The sequence below is a fragment of the Streptomyces sp. SLBN-31 genome, assembly GCF_006715395.1.
Classification (GTDB): Bacteria; Actinomycetota; Actinomycetes; order Streptomycetales; family Streptomycetaceae; genus Streptomyces.
Map to the genome: position 1 here is coordinate 1,717,773 of NZ_VFNC01000001.1, position 18,408 is coordinate 1,736,180.

17 protein-coding genes are annotated in these 18,408 nt (G+C 72.8%); 9 read left to right on the forward strand and 8 right to left on the reverse strand.

Annotated elements, in window-relative coordinates:
- Window positions 1–46: 46 nt before the first annotated feature.
- Entirely contained in the window at window positions 47–826 is a 780-nt protein-coding gene (locus FBY22_RS07870) for an isocitrate lyase/phosphoenolpyruvate mutase family protein (RefSeq protein ID WP_142143571.1), read from the forward strand.
- 3 nt (window positions 827–829) lie between these two features.
- Here FBY22_RS07870 and FBY22_RS07875 read toward each other — a convergent pair whose 3' ends face one another.
- The 7 genes from FBY22_RS07875 to FBY22_RS07905 all read right to left on the reverse strand — a co-directional run bounded on the left by FBY22_RS07875 (window position 830) and on the right by FBY22_RS07905 (window position 7,465).
- Window positions 830–1,645, reverse strand: a complete 816-nt coding sequence (locus FBY22_RS07875; RefSeq protein ID WP_142143573.1) for an alpha/beta fold hydrolase — start codon at window positions 1,643–1,645, stop codon at window positions 830–832.
- On the reverse strand, window positions 1,638–2,225 hold the full coding sequence (locus FBY22_RS07880) for a TetR/AcrR family transcriptional regulator (RefSeq protein ID WP_142143575.1): 588 nt from the start codon (window positions 2,223–2,225) through the stop codon (window positions 1,638–1,640). Before FBY22_RS07880 ends, FBY22_RS07875 begins: the two co-directional genes overlap by 8 nt.
- A 109-nt stretch (window positions 2,226–2,334) precedes the next feature.
- Window positions 2,335–3,135, reverse strand: coding sequence for an ABC transporter permease (locus tag FBY22_RS07885; protein WP_142143577.1), 801 nt, complete (start codon window positions 3,133–3,135; stop codon window positions 2,335–2,337).
- A gap of 4 nt (window positions 3,136–3,139) precedes the next feature.
- The gene (locus tag FBY22_RS07890) at window positions 3,140–3,943 is read right to left on the reverse strand and encodes an ABC-2 family transporter protein (RefSeq protein ID WP_142143579.1); all 804 of its coding nucleotides are present in this window, start codon (window positions 3,941–3,943) and stop codon (window positions 3,140–3,142) included.
- A gap of 1 nt (window position 3,944) precedes the next feature.
- Window positions 3,945–4,952: an ATP-binding cassette domain-containing protein gene (locus FBY22_RS07895; RefSeq protein WP_142143581.1), complete on the reverse strand. Its 1,008-nt coding sequence runs from the start codon at window positions 4,950–4,952 to the stop codon at window positions 3,945–3,947.
- A complete protein-coding gene (locus FBY22_RS07900; RefSeq protein WP_260844740.1) occupies window positions 4,949–6,112 on the reverse strand; it encodes a sugar MFS transporter in 1,164 nt (387 codons plus the stop codon). Before FBY22_RS07900 ends, FBY22_RS07895 begins: the two co-directional genes overlap by 4 nt.
- A 102-nt stretch (window positions 6,113–6,214) precedes the next feature.
- Window positions 6,215–7,465, reverse strand: a complete 1,251-nt coding sequence (locus FBY22_RS07905) for a D-arabinono-1,4-lactone oxidase (protein ID WP_142143583.1) — start codon at window positions 7,463–7,465, stop codon at window positions 6,215–6,217.
- A 110-nt stretch (window positions 7,466–7,575) separates the two neighbouring features.
- On the opposite strand from FBY22_RS07905, the gene FBY22_RS07910 reads away from it, so the two are divergent.
- From FBY22_RS07910 to FBY22_RS07940, 7 genes are all read left to right on the forward strand, one after another.
- Window positions 7,576–8,583: a hydroxyacid dehydrogenase gene (locus FBY22_RS07910; RefSeq protein ID WP_142143584.1), complete on the forward strand. Its 1,008-nt coding sequence runs from the start codon at window positions 7,576–7,578 to the stop codon at window positions 8,581–8,583.
- Between the two features lie 103 nt (window positions 8,584–8,686).
- A complete protein-coding gene (locus FBY22_RS07915) occupies window positions 8,687–9,349 on the forward strand; it encodes a pyridoxamine 5'-phosphate oxidase family protein (RefSeq protein WP_142143586.1) in 663 nt (220 codons plus the stop codon).
- A gap of 58 nt (window positions 9,350–9,407) precedes the next feature.
- On the forward strand, window positions 9,408–10,751 hold the full coding sequence (locus tag FBY22_RS07920; protein ID WP_142143588.1) for a radical SAM protein: 1,344 nt from the start codon (window positions 9,408–9,410) through the stop codon (window positions 10,749–10,751).
- 217 nt (window positions 10,752–10,968) lie between these two features.
- On the forward strand, window positions 10,969–12,459 hold the full coding sequence (locus FBY22_RS07925; protein ID WP_142143590.1) for a cellulose-binding domain-containing protein: 1,491 nt from the start codon (window positions 10,969–10,971) through the stop codon (window positions 12,457–12,459).
- A gap of 216 nt (window positions 12,460–12,675) precedes the next feature.
- A complete protein-coding gene (rsgA, locus tag FBY22_RS07930; RefSeq protein WP_142143591.1) occupies window positions 12,676–13,767 on the forward strand; it encodes a ribosome small subunit-dependent GTPase A in 1,092 nt (363 codons plus the stop codon).
- Window positions 13,768–14,197: 430 nt separating this feature from the next.
- Window positions 14,198–15,580 carry a bifunctional transcriptional activator/DNA repair enzyme AdaA gene (locus FBY22_RS07935; protein ID WP_142143593.1) on the forward strand — a complete coding sequence of 461 codons (1,383 nt, stop codon included), beginning with the start codon at window positions 14,198–14,200 and terminating at the stop codon, window positions 15,578–15,580.
- A gap of 6 nt (window positions 15,581–15,586) precedes the next feature.
- Window positions 15,587–16,087, forward strand: coding sequence for a methylated-DNA--[protein]-cysteine S-methyltransferase (locus FBY22_RS07940; RefSeq protein WP_142143595.1), 501 nt, complete (start codon window positions 15,587–15,589; stop codon window positions 16,085–16,087).
- 3 nt (window positions 16,088–16,090) lie between these two features.
- Here FBY22_RS07940 and FBY22_RS07945 read toward each other — a convergent pair whose 3' ends face one another.
- Window positions 16,091–16,573 (reverse strand): DUF456 domain-containing protein, encoded by a 483-nt coding sequence (locus FBY22_RS07945; RefSeq protein WP_142143597.1) that lies wholly within the window; start codon window positions 16,571–16,573, stop codon window positions 16,091–16,093.
- A 365-nt stretch (window positions 16,574–16,938) separates the two neighbouring features.
- Here FBY22_RS07945 and FBY22_RS07950 point away from each other — a divergent pair, with 365 nt between their 5' ends.
- Window positions 16,939–18,348, forward strand: coding sequence for a protein phosphatase 2C domain-containing protein (locus FBY22_RS07950; protein ID WP_142143599.1), 1,410 nt, complete (start codon window positions 16,939–16,941; stop codon window positions 18,346–18,348).
- Window positions 18,349–18,408: the final 60 nt, after the last annotated feature.

Here is an 18,408-nt window from a genome sequence, read left to right on the forward strand (position 1 = left end):
GTTCCCGTATGACCGAGCCCCCCGTCGGTGCGGTGGTGGAGCACCCATGACCGCCTTCGCCGACCTCCACCACGCCGATCAGCCCCTGTTCCTGCCCAACGCCTGGGACCACGCCTCGGCAACGGCCCTCGCCGCGCGCGGATTCCGCGCGATCGGCACGACCAGCCTGGGCGTCGCCGCGGCCGCCGGTCTGCCCGACGGCGCCTCCGCGACCCGCGACGAGACACTCCGGCTGGCCCGTACCCTGGGCGCCGGGCCCTTCCTGCTGTCGGTCGACGCGGAGGACGGGTTCAGCGAAGATCCGGACGCGGTGGGGGAGTTCGCGCGTGAGCTGGCCGCCGCCGGTGCCGTCGGGATCAACCTGGAGGACGCTCTCGGGCCGCTCCAGCGGCACGCCGCCAAGATCGCCGCCGTCAAGGCCGCGGCACCCGGCCTCTTCGTCAACGCCCGCACCGACACGTACTGGCTGGCGCAGGGCAACGAGACCGAGACGCTACGACGACTCGACGCCTACCAACAGGCGGGCGCCGACGGCGTGTTCGTCCCGGGCCTCACCGACCCGGAGACCATCGTCGCCCTCGTGGAGCGTGTCCGAGTCCCCCTCAACGTCCTCTACTCGCCCGCCGGCCCCAGCGTCCCCCACCTCGCCGACCTCGGAGTGCGCCGGATCAGCCTCGGCTCACTGCTGTACCGGCACGCGCTGGGGGCGGCCCTGGAGGCGGCGGCGGACATCGCGACCGGCCGCCGCCCGCTGGGCACGGCACCGTCGTACGCCGAGGTCGACGGCTTGCGGCGCCAGGGGACGCCCCCGAGCACCCTGCGCTAGGGCCTAGGCGGTCCGCGCCCGGCCCTCCGCATCCCGGGTGGCCAGCGTCGCCACGAGCCGCTCGGCGAACGCGACGGGGTGCTCGCCGGCCCCGACGTGCCCTCCGGGGAACTCGGCGAAGCCGGCTCCGGTGCGACCGGCGATGAACTCGGCCGTCCGATGGAGGAGTTGACCACGGGAGTCGGACCCCGCGGCGAGGGTGAGCCGGTCCGAGAGGGTGGCCAGGGCGGCCGGGTCGGGAGCATAAGAGGTGAAGTCCCGCACGACATGGGCGAGGAAGAGCGCCATCGGGTCGGCCAACTCCTCCTCCCTGGACAGCGGTCGATCCGAGACGGTCTCGCCCGGCTCCTGCCCGGTGAGCCCGGCGCCGAGCCGGGCGGCGGCCGCCCGCGGTCCGGCGGCGCGGTAGGTGTCGTACACCTCCCGGAACATGGCCCGGTGCCGCGCCCCGTCGGGCAGCACCCCCACGCAGGGCGGCTCGTGCGCGACGACGTGCCGCAGCCGCTCGGGACGGCGGGCGAGCAGGTCGAGCGCGGCGATCGCGCCGGAGCTGAAGCCGACGACGTACGCCGACTCCCCGTCGTCCAGCACCTCTTCGAGCACCCGGCAGGCGCCGTCGCTCCACTCCTCCACCCGCTGGTCGGCGACCGGCTCGCCGAGCCTGCCGTGCGCCAGCCCGAGCGGGTCGTACGTCACCACGGTGAACCGCTCGGCGAGCACGTCCGTCATCGGGCCGAGTCCCATCGGGTGTCCGGCACCTCCGGGGACGACCAGCAGGACGGGCCCGTCGCCTCGTCGGTCGTAGCGCGGTTCAGTCATCGTCGTGCGTTCCTTCCCGGGGCCAGTGTTCGAGGGCGATGTGCAGTGCGTCGACCGCCTTGTCCCAGGACCTGCGCACATCGCGCGGGGCACCGAAGCCGCCGCTCGCCTCCAGGGCGCAGTAGCCGTGGAAGGTACTGCGCAACAGGCGTACGGCGTCGGTGAGATCGGGTTCCTCCAGGCCGTAGGCGCGGAGCATGCCGTAGGTGATCTCGGCGGTGCGGCGCAACTCGGGGGAGTCGGCGACGAGGGACTGGTCGATGCGGATCTGGGTGGCCGCGTACCGTCCGGGGTGCTCCAGCGCGAACTCCCGGTAGGCGCCCGCGAAGGCGGCCAGCGCGTCCTTCCCGGCCCGGCCGGCCACGGCCGTCGCGATGCGGTCGATCAGCTCGCCGCCGGCCAGGAACGCCATCCGCGTCCGCAGATCCTGAAGGCTTCTGACGTGCGAGTAGAGACTCGCGTCCTTGACGCCGAAGTGCCGGGCCAGAGCGGAGAGCGTGACGTTCTCGAACCCCACCTCGTCGGCGAGATCGGCGGCGGCCGCGGTGACGCGCTCGGGACTGAGACCGGCCCTGACCATGACACCCACCCATTCCTAGAGGTCCTAGGAAAGAGCCTAGCTGTCCGAGTTTGCTGAGGGCCACCGATTAATCGGCGTCCCCGCGGTAGCCGTGCGGCATCCGCGCGGGTCAGCCGTTCACCCCCGTGTAGTGGTCCAGGCTCCACCGCCACAGCAGCCTCGCGGCGAGGTAGGCGAGTACGCCGAGCACGGGGGAGGCGGCCGCCAGCCAGTACGGGACACCCGTGTCGTGGCCGTGCCCGGTGAGGACGGCCGCCGGGAAGTAGGCGACGAACGCCAGCGGGATACCGAAGGTGAGCAAGCCGCCGACCGCCCTGGGCAGGACGTTCAGCGGGTAGCTGCCGAACGTGCCGAGCAGCTCCTCCAGCCAGCGGCTCCAGTAGTCGGCGGTCGGGAAGCGCAGGGACGCGGAGGCCACCGCCGTGAACAGGGCGGCCTCCAGCAGCATGCCGCCGACGAGGCAGACGACGAAATAGGTGATGCGCCCGGCGTTCCAGTCGAGGTGACTGCGGGACAGGGCGCCGATCATCAGCCCTGTGGCCACGGTCAGGTCACCGATCGCGTTGGTGGGGAAGTACTGCAGCTGCACCTGCCGGTGGACCGGCATGGGCCGCAGCAGGTAGACGTCGATCTGCCCCTCCTGGATGAACCGGCCGATGCCGTGCATCCGGCCCAGGACCAGGACGAACAGGCCGTGCGCCAGCATCCGCGTCGCCGGGATCAGCAGCACGTCGGAGCTGTCCCAGCCGCCCATCCCGGTGAACCGGGTCAGCAGCACGGTCGCGAACACGATCACCGACACCTGCCAGATCGCGCCGATCGCGATCATCAGCAGGAACTCGGTGCGGTACTCCAGCTGGGAGCGGAAGTTGAGGCACGTGACGCGCCAGGCGATCCGGACGGCGTTCATGACCTCAGCCTCCCTGGGAGATGACCCGGCGGGCGGCCCGCCGCCACAGGAACCGGGTGAACAGGTGGAGCAGCACGACCCAACCGGCCTGGATCGCCAACTGCAGTGGTGCGTCGGACAATTCGATGCGGCCGACGTACAGCGACAGCGGGACGTTGAGCGTCGCCTGGAAGGGCAGGAAGGTGCTCAGGGTCCGGAACCACGCGGGGAAGAACCACAGGGGGGCGTACACCCCGGACATCAGGTTCTGCGCGAAGATCAGGATGAGCATGGCGGCGCTGTTGCGCACGGTCCAGAAGCACATCTGGTCCAGCAGGAGCATGACGTGGTAGAGCACGAGCTGCCCGAGCAGCAGGCTGAGCACGAACACCCCGGCCACGGCGGCCGATCGGGGCGGTTCCACCACCCCGGCGGCGAGGCACACCGCGTATCCGGCCAGCGCCCACGCTGCCCCGTAGACCTGCTCGCCGAGGGCGCGCAGGGCGTGGTAGCGGGCGGGTGACAGCGGCCGCAGGTACCAGTAGACGATGGTGCCGAAGTGCATGTGCTGGATGACCGTGTCCCGGCCCGCGTACTGGTCCAACTCCCGCAGCCGGGAAGCGAGTACGGCCAGGACGGCGTAGGTGACGGCCTGCTCGCGGCTCATCCCGGCCGAGATCGGGGTGCGGTCGTACAGGCCGTTCCACAGAGAGGCGACCAGCACCACCTGGACGGTCAGCCGAACCAGCACGGCCGTCATCCGGTGCGGGGCGTGCAGTTCGCCGAGCGGGGTGACGCGGGCGGCGCGCCAGGCGTGCAGGACGGTCATCTCAGACCCCCTCGGCAACGGGTCCCGCGTGCACGTACGCGGCCCGCATCACGTCCTCCAGGTCCGCCTCGTCGATGGCGATGCCCGTCACCTCGTACCGCTCGATGACCGCCTTGAGCGCCTGGTGGACGGTGGGCGCGTCGGGTCCGTCCGGGCCGAACACGACCTGCGGGCCCTCCTGCCGCAGCAGCGCGATGCCCGGCGGCGGTACGACGTCGGTGTGCGCGTCGGCGAGGGTGGCCCGCACCTGCCAGGTCGAGCCGTACGTGCGGCGGATCTCGTCGAGCGTGCCGTCCATGACCAGCCGCCCGTGGTTGACGAGCACGACCCGCTCGGCGAGCCGCTCCACCTCCGTCATGTCGTGCGTGGTCAACAGGACCGTACGGCCGCGCTGTTCGACCTGGTGCCGCAGGAACTCCCGCACCTGCTCCTTGACCACCACGTCCATGCCGATGGTCGGCTCGTCCAGGAAGACCACCGGCGGGTCGTGCAGCAGCGCGGCGGCCAGGTCGCAGCGCACCCGCTGACCCAGGGAGAGATGGCGCACCCGGGTGTCCCAGAAGGACGACAACTCGAGGATGTCGTCGAACTCCTGCAGACGCGCGGCGTGTTCGGCCTTCGGCACCTCGTAGATGTCCCGCAGGATCGCGAAGGACTCCCGCACCGGCAGGTCCCACCACAGCTGGGTGCGCTGCCCGAACACCGCGCCGATGTTACGGGCGTTGCGCTCCCGGTCCTCGTACGGCACCACGCCCGCCACCCGGGCCTCGCCGGAGGTGGGGGTGAGGATGCCGGTGAGCATCTTGATGGTGGTGGACTTGCCGGCGCCGTTCGGGCCGAGCAGGGCGAGGAGTTCGCCGGGTGCCACGTCGAAGGAGATGTCGGAGACGGCGTGCTTGACGGCCCGCTCCGGGTTGACGAGGGATCTGAGGGCCCCGGCGAAACCGGGCCGGCGGACGGTGGTGTGGAACGAGCGGGACAGGGAGCGGACCTCGATGCTGCCGATCACTCGACGGACCTCCGGGTGAGCTGGATCAACCACACGGTCGCCACGAGCGAGGCGGCGGAGAGCAGCGCGAGCAGCCAGGGGACCGCGTGGATGCCCGAGACCTCGATGCCCGCTCCCAGCAGTGGGGGAGCCGCCACTCCGCCGACCATCGACGCGGCGATGACCCAGGCACCGGCGCGCCTCGCCTGGGGAAGCGCCCTGTTCAGCCAGGGCAGTCCGGTCGGGAAGACCGGCGCGATGAACAACCCGACTCCCGCGTACGCCAGCGGCGCCACTCCCTCCACCAGCGACAGCAGCAGACACGCGGTCATGCCGGCCGCGCACAGGGCGAGGATGCGTTCGGGGGAGTGCCGCAGGGCGATCGGCACGATGAGGAACCGGCCCGCGGTCAGCATCAGCCAGTACACGGACGTCGCCGAGGCGGCCACGGTCGCGCTGTAGCCGACGGTCTCCAGATGGGTGGGCTCCCAGCCGCCGACGCCCGCCTCCACGGCGACGTTGAGGACGTACAGGACGAGGAAGCCGAGCAGGACACGGGACAGGCCCAGCGAGCCCGGTCTCGACTCCACCGGCTCGACGGGGTCCGTGCGCACGCCGCTGGTGCACAGCGCCAGCGCCGCGGCGAGGACGGCACAACCGCCGAAGGCGTACGCGTAGTTCCCGGGCCCGGCCCATGCCACCACCGCCGGCCCCAGGACCGCCCCGATGCCGAAGTGGGCGTTGAGGACGTTCAGCATGGCCGTGGACCGGTCGCCGAAGCCGACCGCGAACAACTGGTTGAGGCCGTAGTCGATGCCGCCGAAGCCGAGACCGCCGAGGAAGGCGGCGGCCAGCGCGAGCGGCCAGGCCGGCGCCAGCGCGAAGCCCGCGCCGCCCAGCGCCATGAGGGCGTAACTCGCCGCCAGCATGGCCCTGTTGCTGATCCGGGAGTGGATCGCGTTGAAGGCCAGGACGCCGGCCACGCCGCCCGCGAAGTGCAGGCTCAGACCGAGGCCCGCGCCCGAGGGGGACAGGCCGAACTCCTCGCGCAGGCCCGGGACGGCGGGCCCGTAGAGCGCCTGGAGGATGCCGATGAGGACGAATCCGACGCAGGACGCGACCGCGGCCGGGCGGCTGAACAGCCGGCCGGCCGCACCGGACCGCACTTCCGTGTCCGCCACCCGATCTCCCCCGAAGAACTTCCGGCCGGGCCACGACGGCCACCGGCGCCGCGCCAGGCTATGACCCGGGCGGGCATTCGACAAGGGGTTAAAAAATGGGCCTTACAAAGCCTCCTCCAGTACGTCACGTACGAACGCGTTGCTGAACTTCCCCGCCGGATCCAGCTCCCGAGCCAGCGCCCGGAAGTCACCGAGCCGCGGGTAACGGCCCCGCAGCACGGCCGCCGGCACGGCGAACACCTTCCCCCAGTGCGGTCGCGCGTCGAAGCCGTCCAGGGCCTCCTCCACCCGCCGCACCACCGGGAGCACGGCCGCCGTGTCCTCGAACCAGGTGAAGTGCAGCGCCATGGTGTCGCGTCCGTACGCGGGGCTCAGCCACTGCGAGTCGGCGGCCACGGTGCGCACCTCGCAGGTCTGCAGCACGGGCGCGACCGTCCCGCGGATCGCGTCCAGGGCGTGCAGCGCGTCCTGGGCGTACTGCCTGGGCAGCAGGTACTCCGACTGCAGCTCGGCCCCGCTGCTCGGCACGAACTCCGCCCGGAAGTGCGGCAGCCGCTCGTGCCACGGCCCCGGCACCCCGAACTGCTCGGTGCAGTTGACCGCCGGCATGCCCGGCACGGGATGCAGCTTCTCGGTGGCGGGAGCCGCCCACGGGAAGCCGGGCAGCGGCTGGTCGGTGCGCCGCTTCAGCCACACCTGGCGGAAGCCCGGCTCGCGCCAGTCGGTGAACAGGCTCACGCTGTACGCGGCCGCCGCGACCTTCTCGAAGTCCAGCCCGGCGAGCGGCAGTTCGGTGAACACGTGCTGCTCGACCTCGTAGGTCGGTTCCAGGTCCAGGGTCAGGGCGGTGACGACGCCCAGGGCGCCCAGCGACGTCACGGCGCCGGCGAACCGCTCGTCGCCCCGCCCGACGGTGACCGTCGACCCGTCCGCCGTGACCAGCTCGACCTCCCGCACGGCCGACGCCAGCGAGCCGTTGCCCACCCCCGAGCCGTGCGTGCCGGTCGCCACCGAGCCGGCCACCGAGATGTGCGGCAGGGACGCCATGTTGGGCAGCGCGAGCCCGTGCGCGTCCACCGCGCGCGCCAGCTCCGCGTATCGGACGCCGCCCGAGACCCGTACCGTACGGGCCGCGGTGTCCACGTCGATCACCGGCGGCAGGGCGGCGATCGAGAGCAGGACACCCTCCGCGCCCGGCTCGGCGATCTCGTTGAAGGAGTGCCCGCTGCCCAGCACGCGCACCTTCGGACTGCCGGCCACGAGCGCGCCGAGCGCGTCGAGCGAGTGGGGGCGGTGCAGCTCCTTCGCCGTGTAGGTGATGTTGCCCGCCCAGTTGGTGACCGTCTGCGTCATCCCTGCCGTCCCTCCCGAGTAAGTGTGTGCACGTTGACCCTCTCATTCGCCGCCGCCTACCGTGGAGAGCGTTTTCTACAACTTCCTCGCGAGGCCGGAGGGCCACTCCCATGTCCGAGCGTCCCCCGGCGCTGTTCGCCATGACCGCCGGCAACCTGCCGCTCGTCTTCCCTCCGGAGGTGCTGGCCCGGCTGCGCGAGGCGGTGGACGTCGACCCGGACCTGATCGCCGAGGACTTCACCGAGGCGCGCGTGCGCGAGGCGCTCGCCCGCACCGAGATCCTGGTCACCGGCTGGGGCTGCCCCCGGCTGGACGCGGCCGTCCTCGACGCGGCGCCCCGGCTGCAGGCCGTCCTGCACTCGGCCGGCTCGGTCAAGGGCTTCACCACGCCCGAGGTCTGGCGGCGGGGCATCGCCGTCTCCTCGGCGGCCGACGCCAACGCCGTCCCGGTCGCCGAGTACACCCTCGCGATGATCCTTCTGGCCGGGAAGGACGTCCTCGCCGCCAGGGAACGCCTGCGCGCCGAACGCGGCCGGCACGGCTGGGGCGTCGTCCCCGGCATCGGCAACCACGGCCGCCGCGTCGGGGTGATCGGCGCCTCCCGCATCGGCCGCCGCGTGATCGCCCTGCTGGCCCCCTTCGACCTGCGCGTCAGCCTCACCGACCCGTACGTCACCGAGGACCGGGCGGCCGAACTCGGGGTGCCGCTCCTGCCGCTCGACGAACTGCTGCGCACCTCGGACGTCGTCACGGTCCACGCCCCCGAGACCCCGCGGACCCGCCACCTCGTCGGCCGCCGGGAACTCGCCCTGATGCCCGACGGGGCGACCCTGATCAACACCGCCCGCGGCAGCCTGGTCGACCACGACGCCCTCGTCGAGGAAGTGCGCGCCGGGCGGCTGAGGGCCGTCCTCGACGTCACCGACCCCGAGCCGCTCCCCGCGGACTCACCCCTCTACGACCTCCCCGGCGCCTTCGTCACCCCTCACCTCGCAGGTTCCCAGGGCAACGAACTCTCCCGGCTCGGCATGACGGTCGCCGAGGAGGCCGCCCGGCTGCTGGCGGGTGAGCAGCTCGCCCATCCGGTGGATCCGGGGGCGTTGGAGCGCGAAGCCTGAGCGAGGCTGGCGAGGCTGCGGATTTCGTGGCGATGTAGCTGTGCGGCAGCGCTATCCGCAAAGATATGGCACTTTGGGTGCGATATCGGTAGCGTCCTGCCGTATGACGCACGCACCGCTCCCGGAGACCGACCTCACCCGGCACCGCCGCCTGCGCGAACAGGGCAGCCTCGACCGTGCCGACCTCGACGCCATCCTCGACGCGGGGTTCGTGTGTCACCTGGGCGTGGTGGTCGACGGCCGGCCACTGGTCGTGCCGACGGTCTACGGGCGCGACGAGCGGCAGCTCTACCTGCACGGTTCGGTAGCCAGCCGCAGCCTCGCGGGCGGCACCCCGGTGTGCGTCACCGTCACGCACGTGGACGGGCTGGTCCTCGCCCGCTCCGTCTTCGAGCACGGCGTCAACTACCGCAGCGCCATGATCCACGGCGAGGCCCGCAAGGTCACCGACCCCGAGGAGAAGCTGGCCGGGCTGCGCCTGCTCACCGAACACGCGGCGCCCGGCCAGTGGTCGTACGCCCGCGGCCCCAACCGCAGGGAGCTCGCCGCCACCACCCTCCTCGCCCTCTCCCTCGAACAGGCCTCCGTGAAGATCCGTACCGGGGCCCCCGACGACGGCGACGGCCCCGACGCCGAGCTGGGCCTGTGGGCCGGCACCCTGCCGCTGACCCGGTCCTGGGGTGCCCCCGAGCCCGACCCGCTTCTGCCGCCCGGTCTGCCGATACCAGGACACATCGCGCGACGTGAGGGGACCCGGCACGGCTGAGCGCCGGGCGGAGGCATACGGTGGGGAGTCGAACGCCTGAGCCGGGAGGAGAGTCGGGATGGGCAGCCGTACCGCACTGGTCGAGGATCTGATGGAGCGGTTTCCGCAGGTACCGCGGGAAGCCGTCTTCAAAGAGGACCTGCTGCGTGGTGGTGTGGCCTTCGACCCCTCCGCGCTGAGCGACAACGAGGGCGGCGAGGTCAAGCCGAAGTCGTACTTCATCTTCTCCTTCGACCACGGGACCCTGCCCGAGCTCGGCGAGGCCGCCCTGCGCCGGCCCCCGGAGGAGATCATCCTCACCGGCGGCCCCTACGACCTGCGCCGCACCGTCGTCTCCGTGCGCGTGAACCCGTCCTCGCCGTACCGCGTCGCCGCGAACGACGAAGGAGTGCTCGGCCTCTACCTCGACGGCCGGCGCATCGCCGACGTCGGCGTGCCGCCCATGCCCGAGTACTACCGGCACACCCTGTCCAACGGGAAGTCGGTCATGGAGGTCGCCCCGACCATCCAGTGGGGCTACCTGATCTACCTCACCGTCTTCCGCGTCTGCCAGTACTTCGGCGCCAAGGAGGAGTGCCAGTACTGCGACATCAACCACAACTGGCGCCAGCACAAGGCGGCCGGGCGCCCGTACACGGGTGTGAAGGACGTCGAGGAGGTGCTGGAGGCCCTCGAGATCATCGACCGGTACGACACAGCCAAGGCCTCCACCGCCTACACGCTCACCGGCGGCGCGATCACCAAGACGGTCTCCGGGCGGGACGAGGCCGACTTCTACGGCCACTACGCCAAGGCCATCGAGGAGCGCTTCCCGGGCCGCTGGATCGGCAAGGTCGTCGCGCAGGCGCTGCCCAAGGACGACGTGCAGCGGTTCAAGGACTACGGCGTGCAGATCTACCACCCCAACTACGAGGTGTGGGACGAGTACCTGTTCAAGATGTACTGCCCGGGCAAGGAGCGGTACGTCGGCCGGGACGAGTGGCACAAGCGCATCCTGGACTCGGCGGACGTCTTCGGCGCGCGCAACGTCATCCCCAACTTCGTCGCGGGCGTGGAGATGGCCGAGCCCTTCGGCTTCAAGACGGTCGACGAGGCCATCGCCTCGACCACCGAGGGTCTGCGCTTCTTCATGTCGAACGGCATCACGCCCCGCTTCACCACCTGGTGCCCCGAGCCCACGACGCCGCTCGGCAAGGCCAACCCGCAGGGCGCCCCGCTGGAGTACCACATCCGGCTGCTCCAGGCCTATCGCCAGACCATGGAGGACTTCGGTCTGTCCTCGCCCCCCGGTTACGGCCCGCCCGGCCCCGGCCGCGCCGTCTTCTCCGTCAGCTCCTTCATGGACAGCCTTCCGGCGCGGGAGACGGAGGGCGAGAGTGCGCAGGAGACGGCGGAGGTGTGAGCGACCTCTGTGCACGGTGAGTCGAAGCGTGGTCTCCTTGCGTACATGAGGCCGGAGTTGTGGCCCGGCGGCGGTTCCACAGGGGTCTGTCAGGACAACTGAACACAGCGCTTGTCAGTTGTGAGAAAAACGTGAAAGGCTCCTGCCCTGCCGCGAGGTTCCCCCCAACTCCTTTGCCGTCATGGTGAGTTGACCTCGCTTTCAATGCAGGAGACCCATGCCCGACCTGCCGACCCCGAAGGACGCCGCCGAGGCCGCGCTGTTCTCCGAGTGCTGGGACGCGGTGCTTTCCTACGCCGACCTGTGCACCGCCGGCGCCACCGCGGCCACGCAACTCGCCTCCGAGGCGTTCGCGCTCGGTATACGCGAGGTCCGCGCCACCGAGACCGGACCCGTCGCCCGAAGCACCGGCCGCCGCTCACCCCGACTCCCCATGATCCCGCTGCTGTTGACCGCCGTGCGCAGCACGGCGGCCGACTGGGAGGAGGCCGGACAGGGCGACGACCTCGACCCCGACCTGCGCCTGTGGCTCAACTCCGAGAAGGCCACGCGCTACACCGGCCCGCCGCTGCAACGCCCGCTCGCCCTGCGCGCCCTGCGCGACCTGCAGGACGCGGACGCGACACTGCTGTGGCTCGCCGAGGTGGAGGCGCTGCCGTACTCCGTGGTGGCCCGCAGGCTCGGCCTCGACCCGGCGCTCGTCGGCGAGGAACTCACCGAGGTGCGCCGCCTGTTCCGCGACCGCTGCCACCGCGCCCACCTCGACATGCCGCTGGACGCGAACTGCCGCAGCTACGCCCGCCTCCTCGACGCGGTCACCCGCTCGCCCGGCGCCGACATCCCCGCCGACCTCTCGCGCCACCTCGCCACCTGCGTGGAGTGCGCCGAGGCCGCCGCCTGTCTGCGCTCGCACGGCGGCGGACTTCCCACGGCCCTCGCCGGCGGCGTGATCGGCTGGGGCGGCCTCGCCTACCTCGAACGCCGCAGGCGGGCCGCCGAGGTGCGGCTCGGCGCCGGGCGCCCCGACCCGGCCGAGAGCGAGCACGGCGAGCCCAGGTCCGGCGCGGACCGGGCGCGCACCGTGCGCAACGGCCTCCTCGTCGCCGCCGTCCTGGTCTCGCTGCTCGCGCTGGCCGTGTCCCTGATGCCGTTCGGCGGCGCGAACGGCGACATCACGGCGGGCGACACCCCGTCCGACAGCAGCCCCGTGGCCGCCCCCCGGCCCTCCCCGCCGCCCGTCACCTCCTCCCCGAGCGGGTCCTCCCGGTCCCCGTCCCCGACCACGACCGTCTCCGGGACGAGGACAGGCGACGACAAGAAGCCCGACCCCGAACCCCAGGGCACCTCGTCGTCCGCCGCGGGTGGCGGCGGTGCCACGGTGAAGGAGGCGGCCACCTGCACGGTCGGCTACGACCTGGTCAACGAGTGGCCCGACGGCTTCCAGGCCACCGTCTCCGTCACCACGACGAAGGCCCTGACCAACTGGAGCGTCGGCTGGTCCTTCGAGGACGGCCAGCAGGTCGGCCAGATGTGGGACGCGAGCGTCGCCCAGACCGGCTCCCGGGTCACTGCCACCGCCGCCGACTACAACAAGGCCGTCCCCGCGCACGGCACGCTCTCCTTCGGTTTCCTCGCCTCCTGGAAGACCAAGAACTCGCCGCCCCACGACTTCACGCTCAACGGGCGGCCCTGCGAGAAAACCGGTTGACGGGACACCGGCGCGGCGGGCTACTGTTGCGCCGGTTCCACAACGAGCCCTGAACAGGTTCCACAAGGAGCCCTGACCGGAGGAAAGAGGAGGTGTCGACCGATGGCTGTCTTTGCGACGAGCGCTGCCCGCATCCAGATCATCAAGTCCACCTCCGTGGCCGCCGGCTGACCACAGCTAACCCGTCGCCGGGGCCGCCCCTGTGAAGGGTCACCCTTGACTTCCAGTTCTGTCTTCTCCGCGCTCGCTCCCTACGGCTGGGACGAGGCATGGGCGGACGTGTTCGCCCCGTACGACACCGAAGGCCTGCTGCCCGGGCGCGTGCTCCGGGTCGACCGCGGTCAGTGCGACGTGGTCACCGCCGACGGGGTGCTGCGGGCCGACACCGCGTTCGTCACCCCGCACGACCCGTTGCGGGTCGTGTGCACCGGCGACTGGGTCGCCGTCGAACCCGGCGGCAACCCCCGCTATGTGCGCGCGTATCTGCCGCGCCGCACCGCCTTCGTGCGCTCCACCTCCTCCAAGCGGTCCGAGGGGCAGATCCTCGCCGCCAACGTCGACCACGCCATCGTCGCGGTGTCGCTGGCGGCCGAGCTCGACCTCGGGCGCATCGAGCGGTTCGTCGCCCTGGCCTGGGAGTCCGGCGCCCAGCCGCTCGTCGTCCTCACCAAGGCCGACCTCGTGCCGGACGCGGTGACGCGGGCCCACCTGGTCCAGGACGTGGAACTGTCGGCGCCCGGCGTGACCGTGCTGCCCGTCAGCGCCGTGGACGGCGGCGGACTCGACGTCCTGCGCGCCGCCGTCGGCGACGGCACCTCCGTGCTGCTCGGGCAGTCCGGCGCGGGCAAGTCGACCCTCGCCAACGCGCTCGTCGGCGCCGACGTGATGGACGTGAAGGCCATCCGGGACGTCGACGGCAAGGGACGCCACACGACCACCACCCGCAACCTCCTCGCCCTGCCCGGCGGGGGCGTCCTGATCGACACTCCCGGACTGCGCGGCGTGGGCCTGTGGGACGCCGAGAGCGGCGTCGGGCAGGTCTTCTCCGAGATCGAGGAACTGGCCCGACGCTGCCGCTTCCACGACTGCGCACACAGCGCCGAACCCGGCTGCGCGGTGCTGGCCGCCGTGGACGCCGGGGAACTCCAGGTACGACGACTGGACAGCTACCGGAAGCTGGTCCGCGAGAACCAGCGGATCGTGGCCAAGACCGACGCCCGGGCCCGCGCGGAACTGCGCCGCGACTGGAAGCGCAAGCACGCGGAGGGCAGGGCGGCAATGGAACTGAAGAGGGGCCGCCGCACCTGAGAGCCGCCGGAGGCCCAGGGCGCCGCTCCTTGGACGCGCTCTGGGCAAGCCGACGGGAGCCCGGCGTCACCGCGCGTCGAGGTCCTCCGACGGGCGGATGGCCGGGCGGATGGCCGGCCGGGGAGCGCCCTCGGGTAGTCGGTGGGCGGTTCGGGGCTGCCCGACGCGCGCTCGGGCCGGCGGCTGTCGGAGGCGTGCGCCTGAGAGCCCCCTCCGACGGGCGGATGCCCCATCGGGGCGCGCCGCTGCGGCGGTTGGTGGGCGGTCCGGGGGCTGCCCCGACGCGCGCTCTGGCGGGCGGAGGCGCTGCCCCGTCAGGGGGCCGATGGCCGGTCAGGGGTGCGCCTCCAAAGGGCGCCCTCGCCCGGCCCGGTGTCGTGTCCGATTTCCGCCAGCCCCCGGGCGGCGCGCGGCGCAGACTGGAGGAGTGATGGACGAGGACACCAGGTATGAGGCCGTGCGCAGTCGGGACGCTCGTTTCGACGGGGAGTTCTTCTTCGCCGTCGAGACGACCGGCATCTACTGCCGTCCCAGCTGCCCGGCCGTGACCCCGAGGCGCCGCAACGTCCGTTTCTTCGCGACGGCCGCCGCGGCGCAGGGCGCGGGCTTCCGGGCGTGCCGTCGCTGTCGTCCGGACGCCGTGCCGGGGTCGGCCGAGTGGAACGCTCGCGCCGACGTGGTGGGGCGCGCCATGCGGCTGATCGCGGACGGCGTCGTCGACCGCGAGGGCGTCGCAGGGCTCGCCGGGCGGCTCGGCTACAGCGCCCGGCAGGTGCAGCGGCAGCTGACCGCCGAGCTCGGGGCCGGGCCGGTCGCCCTGGCCCGGGCCCAGCGCGCGCACACCGCGCGGGTGCTGGTGCAGACGACCGAACTGCCGATCACGGAGATCGCGTTCGCCTCCGGGTTCGCCAGCGTCCGCCAGTTCAACGACACCGTCCGCGAGGTGTACGCCTCTACACCGAGCGAGCTGCGGGCCGCCGCGCCCCGGCAGCGGGGCCGGCGCCCCGCCGCGGGGATCCCGTTGCGGCTCGCGTACCGGGGGCCGTACCAGACCGGTGCCGTCTTCGACCTGCTCGCCGAGGAGGCCGTGCCCGGCGTGGAGGAGGTGGTCGGGGAGCGCGGCCGCCGCACCTACCGCCGTACCCTCCGCCTCCCGCACGGCACCGGAGCCGTCGCCGTCGACGAACGGGCGGGCGCGTCCGCGGCGGCGTCCGCGGCGCATCCCGGCGGCTGGCTGGAGGCCCGGCTGCAGCTGACCGACCCGCGCGACCTCACCACCGCCGTCGGCCGGCTGCGCAGGCTGTTCGACCTCGACGCCGACCCGTACGCGGTCGACGAGCGGCTCGGCGCGGACCCACGGCTCGCACCCCTCGTCACCGCCCGCCGGGGCCTGCGCTCGCCGGGCGCCGCCGACGCGGACGAGGCGGCGGTACGGGCCCTGGTGGGGTCGCGGGCGAGCGAACGGCTGGTACGGCGCTACGGCAAGGCACTGGACTCGCCCTCCGGCAGCCTCACCCACCTCTTCCCGGAGCCGGCGGTCCTCGCCGAGGCCGAACCCGAGGGCACCCTCGGCGCACTCACCGCCGCCCTCGCCGACGGCGCCCTGCGTCTCGACCCGGGCGTCGACCGCGACGAGGCGCGGACCGCACTGCTCGCCCTGCCCGGCATGGACTCCGGCACCGTCGCCGAGATCCGCACCCGCGCCCTGGGCGACCCCGACGTCGCCCCGCCCGGCCTGGACGTCCCCGACGCCTGGCGCCCCTGGCGCTCGTACGCCCTACGACACCTGCGCGCAGCAGGAGAGTTGGACTGAACCGCGATGACCACCCTGTGGACCCGTGTCGACAGCCCCGTCGGCGCCCTGCTGATCACCGCCGACGCCACCGGCGCCCTGACCTCGGTCTCCGTGCCTGGGCAGCGCAACGGGCGTGAGGTGGAGGCGAGTTGGCGGTACGAGCCGGCCCTCTTCCGGGAGGCCGAGGAACAGCTGGACGCCTACTTCGCCGGTGATCTGAAGGACTTCCGGCTGCCGTTCAGCACCGCGGGCAGCGAGTTCCGGGAGCGGGTGTGGGCCGCCCTGGACTCCGTCCCCTACGGCGCCACCACGACCTACGGAGAGATCGCCGCGCGGATCGGGGCACCCCGGGCGGCCGTACGGGCCGTCGGCGGCGCGATCGGCGCCAACCCGCTGCTCATCGTGCGGCCCTGCCACCGGGTGATCGGCGCGAACGGCGCGCTGACGGGGTACGCGGGCGGCCTGGAACGAAAGGTGCGCCTGCTCACCCTGGAGGGCTGCCTGGAGCCCGCCGGTTCCCCCTGACGGTCACCCCCGGATCACCACGCCCAGCCACGTCCCGGCGATCAGCAGACAGGTGAAAAGCTCCGCCAGCACGCTGGAGCCGCCCGAGCGCATCGCGGTGCGCAGGGCCGCCATCGCCTCGCCGTGCCCGCCCAGACGCAGGCGTTCACACAGGTAGATGCCGCCCATGAAGCCGGGGATCGCGCCCAGCACGGGAAACAGCAGGAAACCGAGGAACGCGCCGGCCCCCGCGTACACCCACATCCGCGGGGTCGCCCCGCTCGCCCGCAGCCGTCGGGGCGGCAGCGCCCAGCGCACGACCTGGGAGAGGAACAGCGCGACCGTCGCGCCGACCAGGACCCACCAGGCGACCGGTCGCGGGTCCTTCAGCGCCCACCACAGGATCGCGGCCCACACCAGCCACGACCCCGGCACCCCGGGCACCAGCACCCCGCACAGGCCGAGCAGGAGGACCAGGCCGACCAGCACGAGGTCCCACACTCCCATGAGCCCAGGGTGCCCGACGGGAGCCGAATGTGCAGGTCAGGATCGCTCCCGAGGCACCCAGCGCCGTTCGCACTCCGCCAAGGCGACGGCACGGCCCTGTCGGCCCCGCCCGTCTGCGGCGCAGTCCCGGGCCTGCTCACAGCTCATCTCCACTCCGTCGGCGCACCGTCGGCACGCAGGGGATCCGGGCCCGGGGCACCCCGGTGGTCGCCGGGCGGCTCTCCCGTGGGGGGTGGAGCCGCCCGGCGACGTCCTCCGTACCCCTGTTCGACGACTCACTCGACACGCCGTTCGACACGGCGTGCCGTGCGGGATTTTCCCCATGCCCCGTTTTCATCCGGCCCCCGCGGTGGACAATTAGGGGCATGAGTCAGCAGGGGGGAAGGCCCACCGGGCACGACGACGACTGGTGGGGACAGCTGTACGACGACTCCACCGAGGACACGGGGCCCACCCCCGCGGCCGACACTCTGGACGACCGGTTCGCCTCCGCGGCGGGAGCGGTGCACACCGGGGCGGGGGAGCGGGGCGAGGACACCGATCCCGCGACGGGACCCGGGGTTCCGCAACAGCGCTCCGGGAGCACCGAGACACCGCCTCCCGAACAGCCGCCGTCCAGCAGGACCTCCACGGCAATCGGTACGGCGCTCCCCGCTCCGCCCGGAGCCCCCGCACCACCGCCCCGGCCGCCGGCGGACCCGGCCCCGGGGACCCGGGCCCAGGACATCCCGCCCCCGCCACCGGCCCAGGACGACTCCCCGCACCCGCCCCACGCGGCCACCCACCTGGACCTCCCCGCCTTCCCCCCGCTCCCCGTCGACTACGTGGGCTCCGGCCCCCCGACCTACGACGCCGAACCCACCGCCCTCCCGCCCGCCGACCCCGACGACCTGGACGACCTGGTCGCCGACACCGTCCTCGACGGCGCCCGGTACGGCTCCTGCACCCTGCGCGCCGCCTCCGCCCGCGGCGACTCCGCCCGCTACCGCGGCGAACCCCGCCGCGACTCCCTCCTCACCGCCCGCTTCGGCACCGCCGAGCACGCCCTGGTCCTCGTCGCGATGGCCACCGGCGCCCGGGCCACGCCCGGCGCCCACCGCGCCGCCGCCGAGGCCTGCCACTGGATCGGCAGGGCCGTGGGCCGCAGCCACGCACGGCTCGCCGAGGACATCCGGGCGGGCAGGCGCGGCGACCTGAAGTCCGGCCTGCACCGCCTCACGGACCGCAGCCTCGGCAAACTCCGCGCCAGTGCCGCCGAACAGGGCGTCGACCCCGAGGAGTACGCGGCCACCCTGCGCTGCCTGCTGCTGCCCGCCGACCCGGAGTGCCGTACGCGCGTCTTCTTTGGCGTCGGTGACGGCGGACTGTTCCGCCTCAGGGACGGTGAATGGCAGGACATCGAGCCCCGCGTCACCGACGTCACCGGCGAACCGGTCGTCGGCTTCGGCTCACTGCCGGCCGAGACCCCCGAGGGCGACCGCCTGACGATGGACCTGGGCATCCCTACACCCCCGAGCCCCTACGAACCCGCCCCGGAACCACCCCGGGAACCCTTCCGCTTCCGCGCCTCCATCGCCCACCCGGGTGACACGCTCCTGATGTGCACCAGCGGCTTCGCGGAACCGCTGCGCGGCGAACCGGACCTGTGCCGCCATCTGAAGGGCCGGTGGTCCGCCCCCACCCCGCCGGGGCTCGCCGCGTTCCTCGCCGACACCCAGGTCCGCGTCAAGGGATACGCGGACGACCGTACGGCCGCCGCCGTGTGGGAGGCGTGACGCGGCGCGTTGTGAATTCATGTAACCCGTAGGGACCTGTCGGAGACCGAAGGGGCATGA

Coding starts and splice junctions, on each gene's coding strand:
- FBY22_RS07870 (WP_142143571.1), top strand. CDS start 47: ATGACCGCCTTCGCCGACCTCCACCACGCCGATCAGCCCCTGTTCCTG.
- FBY22_RS07875 (WP_142143573.1), bottom strand. CDS start 1,645: ATGACTGAACCGCGCTACGACCGACGAGGCGACGGGCCCGTCCTGCTG.
- FBY22_RS07880 (WP_142143575.1), bottom strand. CDS start 2,225: ATGGTCAGGGCCGGTCTCAGTCCCGAGCGCGTCACCGCGGCCGCCGCC.
- FBY22_RS07885 (WP_142143577.1), bottom strand. CDS start 3,135: ATGAACGCCGTCCGGATCGCCTGGCGCGTCACGTGCCTCAACTTCCGC.
- FBY22_RS07890 (WP_142143579.1), bottom strand. CDS start 3,943: ATGACCGTCCTGCACGCCTGGCGCGCCGCCCGCGTCACCCCGCTCGGC.
- FBY22_RS07905 (WP_142143583.1), bottom strand. CDS start 7,465: ATGACGCAGACGGTCACCAACTGGGCGGGCAACATCACCTACACGGCG.
- FBY22_RS07910 (WP_142143584.1), top strand. CDS start 7,576: ATGTCCGAGCGTCCCCCGGCGCTGTTCGCCATGACCGCCGGCAACCTG.
- FBY22_RS07915 (WP_142143586.1), top strand. CDS start 8,687: ATGACGCACGCACCGCTCCCGGAGACCGACCTCACCCGGCACCGCCGC.
- FBY22_RS07920 (WP_142143588.1), top strand. CDS start 9,408: ATGGGCAGCCGTACCGCACTGGTCGAGGATCTGATGGAGCGGTTTCCG.
- FBY22_RS07925 (WP_142143590.1), top strand. CDS start 10,969: ATGCCCGACCTGCCGACCCCGAAGGACGCCGCCGAGGCCGCGCTGTTC.
- FBY22_RS07935 (WP_142143593.1), top strand. CDS start 14,198: ATGGACGAGGACACCAGGTATGAGGCCGTGCGCAGTCGGGACGCTCGT.
- FBY22_RS07940 (WP_142143595.1), top strand. CDS start 15,587: ATGACCACCCTGTGGACCCGTGTCGACAGCCCCGTCGGCGCCCTGCTG.
- FBY22_RS07945 (WP_142143597.1), bottom strand. CDS start 16,573: ATGGGAGTGTGGGACCTCGTGCTGGTCGGCCTGGTCCTCCTGCTCGGC.
- FBY22_RS07950 (WP_142143599.1), top strand. CDS start 16,939: ATGAGTCAGCAGGGGGGAAGGCCCACCGGGCACGACGACGACTGGTGG.